This window comes from Burkholderia metallica (genome assembly GCF_902832845.1).
GTDB lineage: Bacteria > Pseudomonadota > Gammaproteobacteria > Burkholderiales > Burkholderiaceae > Burkholderia > Burkholderia metallica.
Map to the genome: position 1 here is coordinate 190405 of NZ_CADFDB010000006.1, position 17060 is coordinate 207464.

A 17060-nucleotide genomic window follows, 5' to 3' on the forward strand; every position below is an offset into this window, starting at 1 on the left:
CCGGTCGGACGGCGGTAACCTCGGGTCACCGTTCGATAAGGAGCCCCATGCAATCCGCTTCCCCGCCTGCCGCCTCCCCGCGCCGCATCGGCCTCGCCGAGCTGTTCACCGGTTTCCTGTCGCTGGGCCTGATGTCGTTCGGCGGCGCGCTGCCGTTCGCGCGGCGCACCATCGTCGAAGAGCTCAAGTGGCTCTCCGCCGACGAATTCACCGATCTGCTCGGGCTGTGCCAGTTCCTGCCGGGCGGCAACGTGATCAACCTGTCGGTGGCCGTCGGCATGCGCTTTCGCGGCGTCGCCGGCGCGTTCGCCGGCATTCTCGGGCTGATCGCGGGGCCGACGCTCGTCGTCGTCGCGCTCGGCGTGCTGTACGCGAAGACGCAGAACGATCCGCGCGTGCAGCACCTGTTCACGGGGCTCGCCGCCGCGGCCGCCGGGCTGCTCGTCGCGATGGCCGTGAAGGTCGCGAAGCCGCTGAGGCATGCGCGCGCGGCGGCCGGCATCGCGGCGCTCGCGTTCGTCGCGATCGCGGTGCTGCGCATTCCGCTGTTGACCGCGATGCTCGTGCTGACGCCCGTGAGCATCTGGCTCGCGTCGCGGCGCCGCGACGCACCCGCGCCGCAGCCGGCGCCGGCCGCGGCGCGCGACACGCAGCACGGAGGCCGGCCGTGAACGACACGCTGATCGCAATCGCGACGATCTTCAGCCAGCTGTCGCTGCTCGCGTTCGGCGGCGGCAACACGATCCTGCCGGAGATGCAGCGTCAGGTCGTCGACGTCCATCACTGGATGAGCGCGCACGAATTCACCGCGCTGTTCGCGCTGGCCCAGGCGGCGCCCGGGCCGAACATGATGATCGTGTCGCTGGTCGGCTGGCACGTGGCCGGCTGGAGCGGGCTGCTCGTCGCGTCGCTCGCGAAGTTCGGGCCGTCGTCGATCGTCACCGTGCTCGCGCTGCATGCGTGGGAGCGCTTTCGCGACCGGCCGTGGCGCCGCTACGTGCAGCAGGGGATGATGCCCGTCACGGCCGGGCTCGTCGCGGCGAGCGCGGTGCTGATCTCCGAAGCGTCGAACCGCACCGCGATCCAGTGGGGCATCACGGCCGCTTGCGCGGTGCTCGCGTGGCGCACGCGCATCCATCCGCTGTGGCTGCTCGCGGGCGGTGCGCTGATCGGGCTCACCGGCATCGGGCAGTGAGCGGTTTCGCCCGCGGCCGGCCGCAGCCGGCGCCGGCCCGCTATCGAGACGCCGGCAGGTCGCCGTTCACGATCCCGAGTAACCGGCCGCGCTCGCTGTCGACGTCGTCGGTCGCCGCGGGCCAGTCGACCACGTAACCCGCGTCGAGCGCATCGCGCATGATCGCGCCGTAGTCGGCCTTCGCGAGCCTGCCGCCGCGCAGCGCGTCGGCCACCTCGTGCTTCAGCTTCGGCGTGAACGATGGATAGGCGGCCACCAGCGCCGCGTACTGGCGCGCGTCGATCTCGCCCGATTCGCGGTTGAACGCCCAGACGGCCACCAGCACGATCGCGGCGAACGGGATCACGGTGAAGCGCAGGAAGAACGTCGAGGGTGTCATTCGAAAGGCTCAATGGGAAAGCGCGGGGCGGCGCCCGGCGCGCAACCGGCGGCAGGCCGCCCGGTATACTCGGCCGGTCCCGCGGCGGCGAAGCCCGCGCGGCCCGCACCGTCAGGCTGCGGTGCGCGGCGGGAATCCGCCTGTCGACGGCGAGCATTATATTGGCGCGCGGCACGCGGCGATGCGCGGCCGCGCAGCGGTGGCGGCGGCGTTGCGCGTTGGCCGGCCGCACCGAATTTCGCGCCGCCCGCCGTACGCGGCGCGGCGGCGCCCACCACGGGAGGATCGATGGATCTCGACGGCGCCAGCCGCAATCTCACCGTCGCCGCGTTGCTGACGCTGTCCGGCGGCTACCTCGACGCGTACACGTACGTCGGCCACGGGCACGTGTTCGCGAACACGATGACCGGCAACGTCGCGCTGCTCGGCATCAACCTGTCGGCCGGCGAATGGGCCGCCGCGCTGCATCACGTGCCGCCGCTCGGCGGCTTCGTGATCGCGGTGTTCGTCGCGCACCTGCTCGGCCTCGCCGCGCAGCGCGGCTGGATGAAGCACACGGCGTTCACGAGCCTGCTCGTCGAGATCGCGTTTCTCGGCGTGGCCGCGAGCGGCGTCGTCGGCGCGTCGAGCGCGTGGCTGATTCCGGGCATCTCGTTCGTCGCGACGCTGCAGACGCTGTCGTTCACCCATCTCGAGGAACTGTCGTACACGTCGGTGATGACCACCGGCAACCTGCGGCGCGCCGCGCAGAAGCTGTTCGTCGGGCTGATCCCGCGCTACGACGCGGGTGCGCTGCACGACTCGGCGCTGCTCGCGACGATCAGCTTCTGTTTCCTGGCCGGCGCGGTGGTCGGCGGCCTCGTGACGCGGCTCGTGCCGGAACTCGCGCTGTGGGGCGCGGTGCTGCTGCTCGTCGGCGCGTTTGCGGAAATCGTGCGGCGCGCGTGGCGCCGGCACACGGCCGACGGCGGTCCGGCAGCGGTGTGAGCGTGCGTGGCGGGGCGCGCCGCTGCGTGCGCCACGTGCCCGCTGTGCGCATACCGCGCGTGTGTGCGTGTCGCGCGGCGTCGGCTGCGCGATCCTTTCAGACCCGACACACCGTAAACGGCGCGATCGCCCGTTGCCGGGCGGAGTCCGAACGCGCCCGCGCCCGCCCGCCGCGCGCAGCGTTGTGCGCGGGCGACAGTTCCGCCGTGACCGCGCATTTCAATTTCTTTCAGCGATGGCACTCGTCATATGATTCAGCCCACATCGCGCGCGCCAAGAACGCGAGCGATCGCCACCCGGCTGCGCACGCGGCCGGCCATGAATGGAGACACCTACAAAAAGGAAAGCTCATGAAGCAGACCACCCGACTCGCAGCCATCGCAGGGGGCGCAGCGCTCGCATTTGCCAGCCAGTACGCGGCCGCACAAAGCTCGGTCACGCTCTGGGGCGTCGCCGACGCCAGCATCCGTTACCTCACGAACGCGAACGCGAAGAACGACGGCCTGCTGTCGATGACCAACGGCGCGATCACGAACAGCCGCTTCGGCATCTACGGCACCGAAGATCTCGGCGGCGGCCTGAAGGCCGTGTTCAACCTCGAAAGCGGCGTGAACCTGCAGAACGGCGCATTCGCCGACAGTGGCCGCCTGTTCAACCGCGCGGCGTACGTCGGCCTGCAGAGCCCGTACGGCACGGTGACCCTCGGCCGCCAGAAGACGCCGCTGTTCGACCTGCTGTCGGACACCTACGATCCTCTGACGGTCGGCAACTACCTCGAAAACGCGTGGCTGCCGGTTGCACTCGGCGGCGGCCTGTATGCGGACAACCAGATCAAGTACACGGGCAAGTTCGACGGCCTGACCGCGAAGGCAATGTACTCGACCGGCACCAACTACGAATCGACCGGCGCCGGCGGCTTCTCGGGCCAGATCCCGGGTTCGCTCGGCAAGGGCAATGCGTGGGGCGTGTCGCTGTCGTACGTGATGGGCCCGCTCAGCATCGCGGCCGGCGCGCAGCAGAACAGCGACAACTCGGCGCGCAAGCAGACGATCTACCACGCGAACGTCGTGTACGCGTTCAGCAAGGCGAAGATCTACGCGGGCTACCTGCGCTCGAAGGACGACACCGGCTTCGTCGACAGCCTGCTCGCGCAGCAGACGATTCCGGTCGCGAAGGGCACCGGCCGGATCGACGACGGTCCGTTCGCGGGCGTGAGCTGGCAGGTCAGCGCGCCGCTGACGCTGACGGGCGCGTTCTACTACGACCACATGCGCAATGCGATGACCACGAACGGCACGCTCGCGAGCGGCAACCGCTACGCGGTCGTCGGCATCGCCGAGTACGCGCTGAGCAAGCGCACGGAAGTCTACGGCACCGTCGACTTCAACAAGACGAACGGCGCGGCGAACGTCGAGCTGCCGGGTCGCAGCAACCAGACCGGCATCGCGATCGGCCTGCGCAATATCTTCTGACGAACATCGGAACGCACGTGCCGGCAGTCGTCCGGCATGCATCGAAGGGGCGCCGCGAGGCGCCTCTTTTTTTCGTCGCGCGACCTTCATGCGCGTGCACGACTATTCGGCGAATGCTCCATTGCGCGCGCCCCGCGCCGTAAGCGATCCGTCGGCAATCCAGAACATACTTTGACAGTGCGCGCATGGCCTTTCGGCTACGCTGCGTGCATCGCCCGTTGCGTGCCGTGCGGCCCGCGCGTGCGGCGTTCCGGTCACGCTCGGCGAGTGCGGCCGGCCTGGTGCGTAACTTGTGTATCCGGCGATGACAATCGCGGTGCACCGGTTTTTTTCGTGGGACGATGCGCTCACGATTTTCTCGAAAGGGGATGACGATGGGTATCCTGAACACCGTGGGTGAAATCGCCGGCGCAATCGCCGCCGTCGAAGGCGCGGAAAAGCTCGATCCGGATGCGGGCCTGCTGACCAAGGCGGCCGCCGCCGTCGCCGGCTTCAAGGGCGCGGAAGCGATCGAAGGCATGCTCGAGAAGAAGGAAGAGCAGCCGCAGCAGGCAGACGACACGCAGGCGACGGACGGCAGCGACACGTCGCAGGCATGAGCATGGCGGCTGGCCGGCCCTGGGTGCGCCCTTCGCGCGCCCGGGCCGGCCGGTGCCGCGCAGCCGGCAGGTCGGGCATGCGGTCGATCGGTGACGCATGGCACACCCGGCAGCCGGTTTGACCGGCGAGAGGCCCCTGTCTCTCGCCGTTTTTTATTGGGCACGCGCCGCGCCTGCACCGTGCGCCGCACGATTGCCGGAATCTTGCTATCGTCCCTCCATCCGAACTGCGATGAGGGAATGCGATGGATTTCGACTACGACCTGTTCGTCATCGGCGCCGGCTCGGGCGGCGTGCGGCTCGCGCGGATGTCCGCGTCCTACGGCGCGCGCGTCGGCATAGCGGAAGAAGAGCAGATCGGAGGCACCTGCGTGCTGCGCGGCTGCATCCCGAAGAAGCTGCTCGTCTACGCATCGCACTATCCGCATGAAGTCGAGGACGCGAAGGGCTTCGGCTGGACCTTCGGTGCCGGCACGCTCGACTGGCCCGCGCTGATCGCCGCGAAGGATCGCGAGATCAACCGGCTGAGCGACATCTACATCAACCTGCTGCGGCAATCGGGCGTCGACATGCACGCGGGGCGCGCGACGCTCGTCGACGCGCACACGGTCGCGATCGGCGAGCGCCGGTTCCGCGCGCGCCACATCGCGATCGCGACCGGCTCGCGCCCGTCGCTGCCGTCGCGCCCCGGCATCGAGCACGCGATCACGTCGCGCGAGGCGCTGTCGCTCGCCGCATTGCCCAAGCGCATCGCGGTGGTCGGCGGCGGCTATATCGCGGTCGAGTTCGCGGGCATCTTCAACGGCTTCGGCAGCCACGTCGACCTGTTCTATCGCGGCGAGAAGATCCTGCGCGGCTTCGACGACGACGTGCGCCAGTTCCTGACCGACGAGATGACGAAGCAGGGCGTCGCGATCCACGCGCGCGCGGTGATCGAATCGATCGAGCGCGCGGACGACGGCACGCTGAGCGTGCGCGTCGGCGATGCGCGCCACGGGCCGTACGACGCGGTGCTCTATGCAACCGGCCGCGTGCCGAACGTCGACGGGATCGGGCTCGAACAGGCGGGCGTGTTGCTCGACGCGCGCGGCGCGATCGCCGTCGATGCGTATTCGGCGACGTCGGTGCCGTCGATCCATGCGATCGGCGACGTCACGTCGCGGCCGCAGCTCACGCCGGTGGCGACGCGCGACGGTGCGCTGCTCGCGCGCACGCTGTTCGGCGGCTCGCGCGTCGCGGCCGATCACGAGTACGTGCCGTCGGCCGTGTTCAGCCAGCCCGAGGTCGCGACGGTCGGGCTCACCGAGGCGAGCGCGCGCGACCTGTACGACGGCGACGTCGACATCTACCGCACGTCGTTCAAGGCGCTGCGTCATACGCTGTCGGGCCGCGACGAGCGCACGCTGATGAAGCTCGTCGTCGCGCGCGACAGCCAGCGCGTGGTCGGCGCGCACATGGTCGGCCGCGATGCGGGCGAGATCATCCAGGGCATCGCGATCGCGATTCGCGCGGGCGCGACGAAGGCGCAGTTCGACGACACGATCGGCATCCATCCGACCGCGGCCGAGGAGTTCGTGACGATGCGGCAGAAGGTGGGCGGCTAGCGAAAGCGGGCACGCGCGCGCCAGCGCGCGTGCGTCTGTGATGTGCCGGATCGCGGAATCGCCGGGTCGGGAATCGGCCGGCGCGCGATTTACCGGCGCGGAAAAGCCCGATTAATACGGGTGATCGTTTTCAAGTGATCGGCAACGCAAGTCGAGCTGCGCGCGATGTATCTCGATATTGTCCGACCGGAGCGCGATGCGTATCGGCAAAAATCAAACTATCGAAGTGCGCTGCTCGGATACCGGATCACCGCTGTCCGGCAACGGGTTGGCGCGAATCCGGTCGCGCTTTGCGTATCAGTAAGAAAATCGTCAACTATTATCAAGATACCCCGTCTCGATAAACAGGCTTGATATGATCGCGAAAAATCATATCCGGGGGTCGATCATGCGCGATCAACAGCGCAATCACGAGCATCACGCAATCAAGCACGCACGCGCATCCGTCGCGTATCGCGTCGCGCATCCGCTTCGGGTTGCAGCGCGCCTGCTGCCTACACCCGCCCATCCGTAGTCGCGATCGCCAGCCCGGCGACGAATGCGTGCGCGCGTCGCACCGACGCGCGCACGCCCGTTCGCGCCGCAATCATTTCGAGCGCCGGCTCGTCCGCGAGCCCGCGGCTCCGCTCGGCGCCTTCTTTCCCTCCAAGGAGACCAGCAGTGAACATTCAGACACGACGCACCGTCCTCGTGGCGGCAGCGGTCGTCGCAGCGTTGTCCGGCTGCGCGACCGAATCGTCGCGCACGCTCGACGTGCCGGCCGTCAGCAGCGCGCAGAAGCCGTATGCGGGCAAGCCCGTCGCGATCGCGGTCGGCAAGTTCGACAATCGCTCGAGCTACATGCGCGGCATCTTCTCGGACGGCATCGACCGCCTCGGCGGCCAGGCGAAGACGATCCTCGTCACGCGCCTGCAGCAGAGCCGCCGCTTCAACGTGCTCGATCGCGAGAACCTCGACGAGATCAGGCAGGAAGCCGGCTTCATGAAGAAGGCGCAGGCCGTGAAGGGCGCGAACTATGTGGTGACGGGCGACGTGACCGAGTTCGGCCGCAAGGACGTCGGCGATCACCAGCTGTTCGGCATCCTCGGTCGCGGCAAGACGCAGGTCGCGTACGCGAAGGTCAATCTGAACATCGTCGACACGACGACGTCGGAAGTCGTCGCATCGAGCCAGGGCGCGGGCGAATTCAGCCTGTCGAACCGCGAGGTGATCGGCTTCGGCGGCACGGCCGGCTACGACTCGACGCTCAACGGCAAGGTGCTGGACCTCGCGATCCAGGAAGCCGTGAACCATCTCGTCGACCAGGTCGATGCCGGTACGCTGAAGGCGGCGAAGTAACGGGCGCGTGCGGTACCGCCTGAACTCATCATCACATCAACCAGAAGAGACAAGACCATGAAACGGGGAATCTGGCTGCCGGCGACGGCGGCCGTCATGCTGTTCGCGGGCTGCGCGGCGCCGACCACGCCGCCGCTTTATCAATGGAACGGCTATCAGCCGCAGGTGTACGAATACTTCAAGGGGCAGAAGTCGCCGCAGGAGCAGATCGACGCACTCGAAAAGGCGCTGCAGGAGATTCGCGCGAAGGGCCATACGCCGCCGCCGGGGTTCCATGCGCATCTCGGGATGCTGTATGCGAGCGTCGGCAACATGCAGCAGGCCGGGCAGGAGCTGCAGGCCGAGAAGCAACTGTTCCCGGAGTCCGCGCCGTACATGGATTTCCTGATGAAGAAGAAGGCCGGTGACTCGAAAGCCGCGAATCCGACGGCCGCCGGCCAGACGGTCGCCGCCCGCAAGGCCGCCGATTCGAACCCCGTCAAACAGTGAGTGACGCGCCCGCCATGTTCAAGACACTTTCATTCAAGCTGTTGTCCGTGCTGTCGATCGCCGCACTGCTGAGCGCGTGCGCGCAACCGGTGAAGCGCCCCGATTACACGGCGTTCAAGAAGAGCCAGCCGCGCTCGATTCTCGTGCTGCCGCCCGTGAACGAGACTACCGACGTCGGCGCGACCTACGGCGTGCTGTCGCAAATGACGCAGCCGCTCGCGGAGTCCGGCTATTACGTGGTGCCGGTCGCGGTGATGGACGAGACGTTCAAGCAGAACGGCCTGACGAACGCGACCGATATCCAGAGCACGTCGCCCGCGAAGCTGCGCGAAATCTTCGGCGCGGACGCCGCGCTGTATTCGAAGGTCACGCAGTACGGCTCCGTCTATCAGGTGGTCGACAGTACGACGATCGTCTCCGCATCGGCGAAGCTCGTCGACCTGAAGACCGGCGACGTCCTCTGGCAAGGCGACGGTCGCGCGACCGGCAAGGAAGTCGGCAACAACATGAGCGTCAATGCGTTCGGGGTCGTCGGCGCGCTGGTGCAGGCGGCTGTCAAGCAGGTCGCGCATTCGCTGACCGACGAAGCGCATGACGTGGCCGGGCTGACGAGCAGCCGGTTGCTGTCGGCCGGGCCGCCGAACGGATTGCTATACGGGCCGCGCTCACCGAAGTACGGCACGGACTGATACGCGGCCGACGCGTCGAAGTCCTGCCATCGGCTCGAACAGCCGCGCAAGTGCGCGGCTGTTTTTGCATCTGCATATCGATGTATCGACGTATCGACGTGTCGTCACGCTCAATGCATGCCGAACGCATCGAGCAGCCGGTACCAGCCCATCGCGAGTACCAGCGCCGGCGTGCGCAGAGCTTCGCCGCCTGGAAAGTCGCGATGGCGGATCTTGTCGAACAGGTCGAAGCGGCTCGCCTGCCCGTCGATCGCCTCGGCGATCAGCTTGCCCGCGAGTGCGGTCGTGTTCACGCCGTGCCCTGAAAACCCCTGCGCGAAATACGTCGTCGGCGTGAGGCGGCCGAAGTGCGGCGCGCGGTTCATCGTGATGTCGACGAAGCCGCCCCATGCGTAGTCGACCTTCACGTCCGCAAGCTGCGGGAACGTCTTCAGCATGTCCGCGCGCATTGCCGCCGCGAGGTCGCGCGGTTGCCGCGTCGAATAGCTGACCTTGCCGCCCCACACGAGCCGCGTGTCGGGCGCCGGCCGGAAATAGTCGAGCACGAAACGGCTGTCGCAAATCGCCGCGCGCGCGGGCATCAGCGCGGCGGCGCGTGCGTCGCCGAGCGGCTCGGTCGCGATCACGTAGGTGCCGACCGGCATGATCTTCTTCGACAATGCGGGTGCGACCGAGCCGACGCAGGTATTGCATGCGAGCACGACGAAGCGCGCGCGCACGTTGCCGCCGCCCGTCTCGACGACGTGGCCGCCCGCGACGTCGCGCACGCGCGTCACGCAACTGTCCTCGTGGATGCGCACGCCCGCTTCGGTCGCTGCGCGCGCGAGGCCGAGCGTGTAGTTCAGCGGATGGAGGTGGCCGCTGTCCGGGTCGTACAGGCCGCCGCAATAGCGCTCCGACTGCACGTAGTCGCCGAGTGCGTCGGCTTCGACGAAGCGGAACCGGTCGTAGCCGAAGCGCGTCGCGGCTTCGTCGCGCCAGCGTTTCAACGCATCGGCGTCGCGCGCGGTGTTCGCGGCGGTCAGGTAGCCGGGCACCAGCGCGCAGTCGATGTCGTGCTGCGCGATGCGCGATTTCACGAGCGACAGCGTTTCGAGCCCCATGTCCCAGATGCGCTTCACGTCGCATTCCGGCATGAACTGCGCGAACGTGTCGATGTCGCACGCGAAGCCGCCGATCAGCTGGCCGCCGTTGCGGCCGCTCGCCGCCCATCCGACCCGCGACGCTTCGAGTACGGTCACCGAATGGCCGCGCTCGGCGAGGTTGAGCGCGGCGGACAGGCCAGTGAGGCCCGCACCGATCACGCACACGTCGGCATCGGTCGTGCCGGCGAGCGGCGCGTGGCGGGTCGTATCGTTGGCGGTCGCCGCGTAGTAGGACGCGACGTGCGGCTGGTTGGCGAAGGTCTGCATGATCGGGAGAACGGAAGAAGTTGGGCTCAGAACAGCTCGCGCACGCGGTGGTACAGCATCCCGAGTTCGAGCGCGGGTTGCCGCCATGCGTCGCCGCCGGGAAAGCGCCGGTGGCACAAGCGCGCGAACAGGTCGAACGCGCGCGTGTCGCCCGCGATCGCGCCGGCGACCGCGCGTCCGGCGATACCGGTGAGCGCGACGCCGTGCCCGCTGAAGCCCTGGACGTAGAAGAAATTCGGATCGAGCGCGCCGAAATCCGGTGCGCGGTTGCGCGTGACGTCGACGAAGCCGCCCCATGCGTGGTCGACGCGCACGTCGCCGAGCTGCGGGAATACGCCGACCATGCGGCGCCGGATCGTGTCGGCGAGCGTGGCGGGCGATGCGCCGGCCGAATTCGCGCGGCCGCCGAACAGCATCCGGTGGTCGGCGGACAGCCGGAAATAGTCGAGGAAGAAGTTGTTGTCGCACACGGCTTCGCGTTGCGCGATCAGCGCGTCGGCGCGCGCGTGGCCGAGCGGTTCGGTCGCGATGATGTACGACGCGATCGGCGCGATGCGCGCGGCGGTCGCGGCCGGCAGCACGCCGCCGGGGCCCGCGTTGCAGCACGACACGACGAAGCGGCAGCGCACGTCGCCCGACGGCGTCCGCACGACGGGCCGCGCGCCGCGCACGACGTCGAGCGCCGGCGTGTGCGCATACAGCGCGACACCCTCGCGGCGCGCGGCATCGGCGAGGCCGAGGCAATACTTGAGCGGATGCAGATGGCCCGACAGCGGATCGTAGACGCCCGCGAGATAGCGCGTCGATGCGATGCGCGCGCGGATCTCGCCGGTGTCGAGCCATGCAAGCGACGGATGGCCCCAGCGCCGGGTCGCGGCGCTCATCCACGTGCGCAGGTCGTCGACGCGGCGCGGCCTGGTCGCGACCGTCAGGTAGCCGCGCGTGAAATCGCAGTCGATCCCGTAGCGCGCGATCCGCTCGGCGATCAGCGCGACGCCGTCGAGCGACAGCGCCCACGCGGCGCGCGCGCCGTCGGCGCCGAGCTGCCGCTCGATCTCCTCGTCCTTCGCGAAGCCGGTGATCGCCTGGCCGCCGTTGCGGCCCGACGCACCCCAGCCGGGCCGGTGCGCATCGATCACCGCGACCGACAGCCCGCGCGCACGGCAGTCGAGCGCCGTCGACAGGCCGGCGAAGCCGGCGCCGATCACGCAGACGTCGACGTCGATCGTGCCGTCGAGCGCCGGAGCGTCGGCCGCGCGGTCGTCCTCGGCGGGGCGCACGGCCGTCGCTTCGTAGTACGAGTCGTGCGCGAGCGCATCGGCGCGGCGGGTGAAAGACTGCGTCATGAAACTCACTCCCTCGAAAAGACTGCATCCTGCGCGCAGTCGCCCGGAAAACGGCGCGGGACGCCATGCGCGCGGCACGGCGTCCCGCGCGAGCCGCGTCAGAACGAATAGATGAACTGCGTGGCGAGCAGGTCGTTGGACTTGCCGTACGACCCGTCGTTGCGCAGGAACACCTTGTTGTTCGCCCAGTCATGCCGGTATTCGACCTTCACGGTGATCTGCTGGGTCGGATAGAACAGCAGGTCGAGCGCGACGTCCTGGCGCACCGCGCCCTTGCACTCGAAGCCCAGGCCGCCGCCGGCCTTCGACATCGCGAGGCAGTCCGCGTCGACGCCGAAGCCGTTGCTCGGGTCCATCCCGTTGCCGTTCAGCGCGATGCCGCCGCCGCCGCCGCCGTTCTTCGAGTTGGCGAGCAGGTCGTAGCGCAGCGTCACGCCCATCCGACCGACCACCGGCGCGTTGAACTTGCGGTGCGCGAGCAGCGACAGGCCGTACCACTGCGCGAGCCCGCCGTTGAACGCCGCATGCTGCTGACGACCGTAGTCGACTTCCGCGTTGTACTGAATATCGGCGAGCGTGTAGGTCGCGTCGAGTTCACCGAAGAAGAACGAACCGTATGCGCTAGGCGATGCGCCACCCGGGCCGTAGTGGACGGTGCCGTCCGCATCGATCGCGCTCGCGAGCGTCTGGCGCCCGATGTTGAACGACCCGCCGAGGTCGAGCGCGCTCGACCACGTGTAGTCCGCGCGCGCGGTGAAGGTCGGCACCTTGTTGCTGGTGGTGATCGGATCGCCGAGCGCGTTGGTGCCCGTCTGCGTGACCGACCCGTACGTGCGGTACTGCTCGTTGCCGAGGAAGAACTTCCACGCCCAGTTGCCCTTCGTGTAGTTCGCGCCGATACCGACGTAGCTGCCCGGGTCGGAGAAATCGTACAGCAGGTTGTGCGTGAGCGTGAGCATCTGGTTCGACTGCTGCACCTCGTAGCCGCCGAAGCTCGGGATCAGGCCGGCGACCAGCGTCGTTTCGGCGGTGATCGGCACGTTGATGACCGCCGTGTTCAGCAGGTTGTCGGTGATCGAGCCGCGCGAGTTCTGCAGCAGCGTGATGCCGTTGCCGCGGTTCGGCATCAGCGTGATTTCCGCGGACGGCGCCATCGGGCCGACGCCGAACGTCTTCTTGATGTCGAGGTAGAGATCGCCGAACGTGCTGTTGAAGTAGTTGTACGCGTTCTCGTGGTTCGCGAACAGGAACGACGACGTGCCGGCCGCGCGGTTGTAGATGTAGGTCGGGTCGATGTAGCCCGTGACCGACAGGCCGGCGAGCGGGCCCGTGCTGGCCGCGTCGGTCAGCGAATCGACCTTCAGTTGCTGGTTCGCGATCTGCTGCTTCATCTCGCTGACCTCGTCGTTGGTCAGCGTGGCCTGCGCCTTGCCGTAATCCGGCGAACCCGGATCGGCGGCCGTCGCGACGACCTTGCCGCCGCCGGCCGTACCGGCGCTCGCGCCGGACGTCGCGACGGCCGTGCCGCCCGGCTTCGCGGCGAGTTGCGCCTGCATCGCCTTCATCTGCTTCTGCAGCGCCGCGACCTGCGCCTGCAGCGCCTTGATCTCGGCGGATGTCGAGCCGGCCAGCGCGATGCCCGGCAACGCGCCGGCCACCAGCAGGCAGATCAGTTTCTTCTTCATTGCGGATTCTCCTTGTCGTGCACCTGTCGAATCGGAATCGAATCGCGCGCCCCCCCTGGGGCGGCGCGTGTTGCTTTGTCTGTAGTGCTTGTTATCTGCGAAGAGGCGGCCGGCGCATCACGCCACCGCGAACGCCGCCTTCATGTCGGCGATGCGGCGCCGCTCGCGCATGATCATCATCCGGTTCACGACGATCACGCCGATCGTCACCGCCGTGATGAACAGCGTCGCCAGCGCATTCATCTCCGGGTTCAGCCCGAGCCGCACGCGCGAGAACACCACCAGCGGCAGCGTCGTCGAGCCCGGCCCCGACAGGAACGCCGACAGCACCAGGTCGTCGATCGACAGCGTGAACGACAGCAGCCACCCCGACAGCAGCGCCTGCGAGATCAGCGGCAGCGTCACCACGAAGAACACCTTCAGCGGCGTCGCGCCCAGATCCAGCGCCGCCTCCTCCAGCGACTTGTTCATCTCCTTCACCCGCGACTGCACGATGATCGCCACGTACGACACGCACAGCATCACGTGACCGATCCAGATCGTCACCATCCCGCGCCCCTTCGGCCAGCCGAACATCTGCTCCAGCGCAACGAACAGCAGCAGCAGCGAGATACCCTGGATCACCTCCGGAATCACCAGCGGCGCGTTGATCATCCCCGTGTACAGCGTGAAGCCCTTGAAGCGGCCGAAGCGCGCGAGCACGAAGCCCGCCCACGTGCCGATCACGACCGACGCGGTGGCCGTCATCAGCCCGATCTTCAACGACAGCCACGCGGCGTTCAGCAGCTCGTCGTCGTCCAGTAGCGCCGCGTACCACTTCAGCGAGAAGCCCGACCACACCGTCACCAGCTTCGACTCGTTGAACGAGTACACGACCAGGCTGATGATCGGGATGTACAGGAACAGGAAGCCGAAGGCGAGGACGCCCGTCGACAGCGGTTTGCTCGGCTTGATCATTTCGCGTCCTCCAGTTCCTTGACCTGGTAGTACTGGAACAGCGCCATTGGCACCAGCAGCAGCATCACCATCGCGACCGTCACCGCGGACGCCATCGGCCAGTCCATGTTGTTGAAGAATTCATCCCACATCACGCGCCCGATCATCAGCGTGTCGGCGCCGCCCAGCAGTTCCGGAATCACGTACTCGCCCACCGCCGGGATGAACACCAGCAGGCTGCCGGCGATGATCCCGTTCTTCGACAGCGGCAGCGTGATCCGCGTGAACGCGACCCACGGCTTCGCGCCCAGGTCGTACGCAGCTTCGAGCAGCGTCAGGTCCATCTTCACCAGGTGCGCGTACAGCGGCATCACCATGAACGGCAGGTACGAATAGACCATCCCGATGTAGACGCCCGCGTCGCTGTGGTACAGGCGCAGCGGCGTGTGGATGATGCCCAGCGCGATCAGCGTGTGGTTCAGCAGCCCGTCGTCCTTCAGGATGCCGATCCATGCGTACACGCGGATCAGGAACGACGTCCAGAACGGCAGCATCACGGCCATCATCAGCACGTTGCGGCGGTTCGGTTCCGAGCGCGCGATGTAGTACGCCATCGGATAGCCGATCAGCAGACACAGCACCGTCGACACCGCGGCCATCTTCAGCGAGCTGAGGTAGGTCGCGATGTACAGGTCGTCCTGCAGCAGGAACGCGTAGTGCGACAGCTGCAGCGCGAAGTGCACGACGCCGTCCTTGAACTCGACGAGCGACGTGTANCCGATCATCAGCGTGTCGGCGCCGCCCAGCAGCTCCGGAATCACGTACTCGCCCACCGCCGGGATGAACACCAGCAGGCTGCCGGCGATGATCCCGTTCTTCGACAGCGGCAGCGTGATCCGCGTGAACGCGACCCACGGCTTCGCGCCCAGGTCGTACGCAGCTTCGAGCAGCGTCAGGTCCATCTTCACCAGGTGCGCGTACAGCGGCATCACCATGAACGGCAGGTACGAATAGACCATCCCGATGTAGACGCCCGCGTCGCTGTGGTACAGGCGCAGCGGCGTGTGGATGATGCCCAGCGCGATCAGCGTGTGGTTCAGCAGCCCGTCGTCCTTCAGGATGCCGATCCATGCGTACACGCGGATCAGGAACGACGTCCAGAACGGCAGCATCACGGCCATCATCAGCACGTTGCGGCGGTTCGGTTCCGAGCGCGCGATGTAGTACGCCATCGGATAGCCGATCAGCAGGCACAGCACCGTCGACACCGCGGCCATCTTCAGCGAGCTGAGGTAGGTCGCGATGTACAGGTCGTCCTGCAGCAGGAACGCGTAGTGCGACAGCTGCAGCGCGAAGTGCACGACGCCGTCCTTGAACTCGACGAGCGACGTGTACGGCGGGATGCCCATCACCTGGTCGGCGAAGCTGATCTTCAGCACCAGCACGAACGGCAGCGCGAAGAACACGGCAAGCCACAGGAACGGCACGCCGATCGCGACGCTGCGGCCCGACGGCAACAAGCGCGACAGCGCTGCGAAGCGGCCCGGGCGCGCGCGGCCGGCGCCGGCGCCCGCGGCGCCCGTCGATACCGGCGCGGAAGGTGTGGAAGCGGAGGTTCTCATCATCGTGTCCTCACTGCGTCAGCACGACGCCGCTGGCCGGCGACCACGACACGAACACGTCGTCGTTCCACGCCGGCGCACCGTCGTTCATCAGGTGCGAGCTCGACAGGTTCGACACGACCGTCTTCCCGCTCGGCAGGCGCACGTGGTACAGCGAGTAGCTGCCCATGTACGCGATGTCGGTGACGACGCCGCGCGCCCAGTTGTGTTTCGAGCCCGGCTTCTCGCGCGACACGTGAATGCGTTCCGGGCGCACCGAGATGCCGACCGGCATCCCGAGCGGGCCGGTCACGCCGTGGCTCACGTACATGCGCGTTTCGAGGTCGTCGCTTTCGACGAAGATGTGATCGGGTTCGTCCTCGACCACGCGGCCTTCGAACAGGTTGGTCGAGCCGATGAATTCGGCCGAGAAGCGGCTGTTCGGGTATTCGTAGACTTCGCCGGGCGAGCCGATCTGCACGATCTTGCCTTCGCTCATCACCGCGAGGCGGCTGGCCATCGTCATCGCCTCTTCCTGGTCGTGCGTGACCATCACGCAGGTCACGTCGACCTTCTCGATGATGTTCACGAGTTCGAGCTGGGTCTTCTGGCGGATCTTCTTGTCGAGCGCGGACATCGGCTCGTCGAGCAGCAGCAGCTTCGGGCGCTTGACCAGCGAACGCGCGAGCGCGACGCGCTGCTGCTGGCCGCCGGACAATTGATGCGGCTTGCGCTTCGCGTACTTGCTCATCTGCACGAGCGCGAGCGCGTCGGCCACGCGTTCCTTGATCTCGTTCTTCGGCGTGCCTTCCTGCTTCAGGCCGAACGCGACGTTCGATTCGACCGACATGTGCGGGAACAGCGCGTACGACTGGAACATCATGTTCACCGGGCGGCGGTACGGCGGCAGCGAGGCAAGATCTTCGCCGTCGACGAAGATCTTGCCGGAGGTGGCCGTTTCCAGCCCGGCGAGCATGCGCAGGAGCGTCGACTTGCCGCAGCCGGAGCTGCCGAGCAGCGCGAACAGTTCGTTCTTCGCGATCGTCAGGTTCACGTTGTCGACGGCCGTGCTGTCGCCGAATTTCTTCACGACGTTTTCGATGCGCACGAAAGCGTCGTTCGGCTTGAGCGTATCCGTCGCCGGACGATGCATCGCATCAGGTGTACTGAATGAATCCCGTTTCATGATGGTCCGTTTTAAGCAGTAAGCGAATCTCAGGCGTCAGGCGCGATCGGTCGGCGATCGCAGTGCCGGCGCAGAGGGATCGAGCGATTCCTCGTCCGGAACGAATGGCGCAACGAAACAGGTGTGAGGCACCGCGCGTCGA

At 67.4% G+C, this 17060-nt stretch carries 16 protein-coding genes and 1 pseudogene; 9 read left to right on the forward strand and 8 right to left on the reverse strand.

What is annotated here, in order from left to right; translation table 11 throughout:
• The first annotated feature begins 47 nt into the window (after positions 1-47).
• A complete protein-coding gene (locus tag HWX08_RS18460; RefSeq protein ID WP_174923042.1) occupies positions 48-671 on the forward strand; it encodes a chromate transporter in 624 nt (207 codons plus the stop codon).
• Positions 668-1195, forward strand: coding sequence for a chromate transporter (locus HWX08_RS18465; protein WP_043184629.1), 528 nt, complete (start codon positions 668-670; stop codon positions 1193-1195). The genes HWX08_RS18460 and HWX08_RS18465 overlap by 4 nt, the downstream gene beginning before the upstream one ends.
• A 40-nt stretch (positions 1196-1235) precedes the next feature.
• Here HWX08_RS18465 and HWX08_RS18470 read toward each other — a convergent pair whose 3' ends face one another.
• A complete protein-coding gene (locus HWX08_RS18470) occupies positions 1236-1574 on the reverse strand; it encodes a hypothetical protein (protein WP_174923040.1) in 339 nt (112 codons plus the stop codon).
• 288 nt (positions 1575-1862) lie between these two features.
• Here HWX08_RS18470 and HWX08_RS18475 point away from each other — a divergent pair, with 288 nt between their 5' ends.
• The 7 genes from HWX08_RS18475 (at position 1863) to HWX08_RS18505 (ending at position 8752) form a co-directional block, all read left to right on the forward strand.
• Positions 1863-2561 carry a YoaK family protein gene (locus HWX08_RS18475; RefSeq protein ID WP_069257766.1) on the forward strand — a complete coding sequence of 233 codons (699 nt, stop codon included), beginning with the start codon at positions 1863-1865 and terminating at the stop codon, positions 2559-2561.
• Positions 2562-2911: 350 nt separating this feature from the next.
• Complete coding sequence (locus tag HWX08_RS18480; RefSeq protein ID WP_107314348.1) at positions 2912-4033, forward strand: porin; 1122 nt, start codon at positions 2912-2914, stop codon at positions 4031-4033.
• A 374-nt stretch (positions 4034-4407) separates the two neighbouring features.
• Positions 4408-4632 carry a hypothetical protein gene (locus HWX08_RS18485; protein WP_027788932.1) on the forward strand — a complete coding sequence of 75 codons (225 nt, stop codon included), beginning with the start codon at positions 4408-4410 and terminating at the stop codon, positions 4630-4632.
• Positions 4633-4877: 245 nt separating this feature from the next.
• On the forward strand, positions 4878-6236 hold the full coding sequence (gor, locus tag HWX08_RS18490; RefSeq protein ID WP_069257764.1) for a glutathione-disulfide reductase: 1359 nt from the start codon (positions 4878-4880) through the stop codon (positions 6234-6236).
• A 666-nt stretch (positions 6237-6902) separates the two neighbouring features.
• On the forward strand, positions 6903-7574 hold the full coding sequence (locus HWX08_RS18495) for a CsgG/HfaB family protein (protein WP_199855937.1): 672 nt from the start codon (positions 6903-6905) through the stop codon (positions 7572-7574).
• Between the two features lie 57 nt (positions 7575-7631).
• Positions 7632-8063 carry a DUF4810 domain-containing protein gene (locus HWX08_RS18500; RefSeq protein WP_069257762.1) on the forward strand — a complete coding sequence of 144 codons (432 nt, stop codon included), beginning with the start codon at positions 7632-7634 and terminating at the stop codon, positions 8061-8063.
• Positions 8064-8077: 14 nt separating this feature from the next.
• Positions 8078-8752 carry a DUF799 domain-containing protein gene (locus tag HWX08_RS18505; RefSeq protein WP_069257761.1) on the forward strand — a complete coding sequence of 225 codons (675 nt, stop codon included), beginning with the start codon at positions 8078-8080 and terminating at the stop codon, positions 8750-8752.
• Positions 8753-8862: 110 nt separating this feature from the next.
• On the opposite strand, the gene HWX08_RS18510 is transcribed toward HWX08_RS18505, so the two are convergent.
• From HWX08_RS18510 to HWX08_RS18535, 7 genes and pseudogenes are all read right to left on the reverse strand, one after another.
• The gene (locus HWX08_RS18510; RefSeq protein ID WP_174923039.1) at positions 8863-10164 is read right to left on the reverse strand and encodes an NAD(P)/FAD-dependent oxidoreductase; all 1302 of its coding nucleotides are present in this window, start codon (positions 10162-10164) and stop codon (positions 8863-8865) included.
• Between the two features lie 26 nt (positions 10165-10190).
• The gene (locus HWX08_RS18515; RefSeq protein WP_174923037.1) at positions 10191-11510 is read right to left on the reverse strand and encodes an NAD(P)/FAD-dependent oxidoreductase; all 1320 of its coding nucleotides are present in this window, start codon (positions 11508-11510) and stop codon (positions 10191-10193) included.
• A 98-nt stretch (positions 11511-11608) separates the two neighbouring features.
• Positions 11609-13195: a DUF3138 family protein gene (locus HWX08_RS18520; protein ID WP_174923035.1), complete on the reverse strand. Its 1587-nt coding sequence runs from the start codon at positions 13193-13195 to the stop codon at positions 11609-11611.
• A gap of 117 nt (positions 13196-13312) precedes the next feature.
• On the reverse strand, positions 13313-14152 hold the full coding sequence (locus tag HWX08_RS18525) for an ABC transporter permease subunit (RefSeq protein ID WP_069257757.1): 840 nt from the start codon (positions 14150-14152) through the stop codon (positions 13313-13315).
• Positions 14149-14790, reverse strand: a complete 642-nt coding sequence (locus HWX08_RS34400) for an ABC transporter permease (protein WP_425128495.1) — start codon at positions 14788-14790, stop codon at positions 14149-14151. The genes HWX08_RS18525 and HWX08_RS34400 overlap by 4 nt, the downstream gene beginning before the upstream one ends.
• Positions 14791-14886: 96 nt before the next feature.
• A pseudogene (locus HWX08_RS34405) lies at positions 14887-15753 on the reverse strand (ABC transporter permease subunit); the annotation flags it as partial.
• Between the two features lie 10 nt (positions 15754-15763).
• A complete protein-coding gene (locus HWX08_RS18535) occupies positions 15764-16885 on the reverse strand; it encodes an ABC transporter ATP-binding protein (protein WP_244122728.1) in 1122 nt (373 codons plus the stop codon).
• Between the last annotated feature and the right edge of the window lie 175 nt (positions 16886-17060).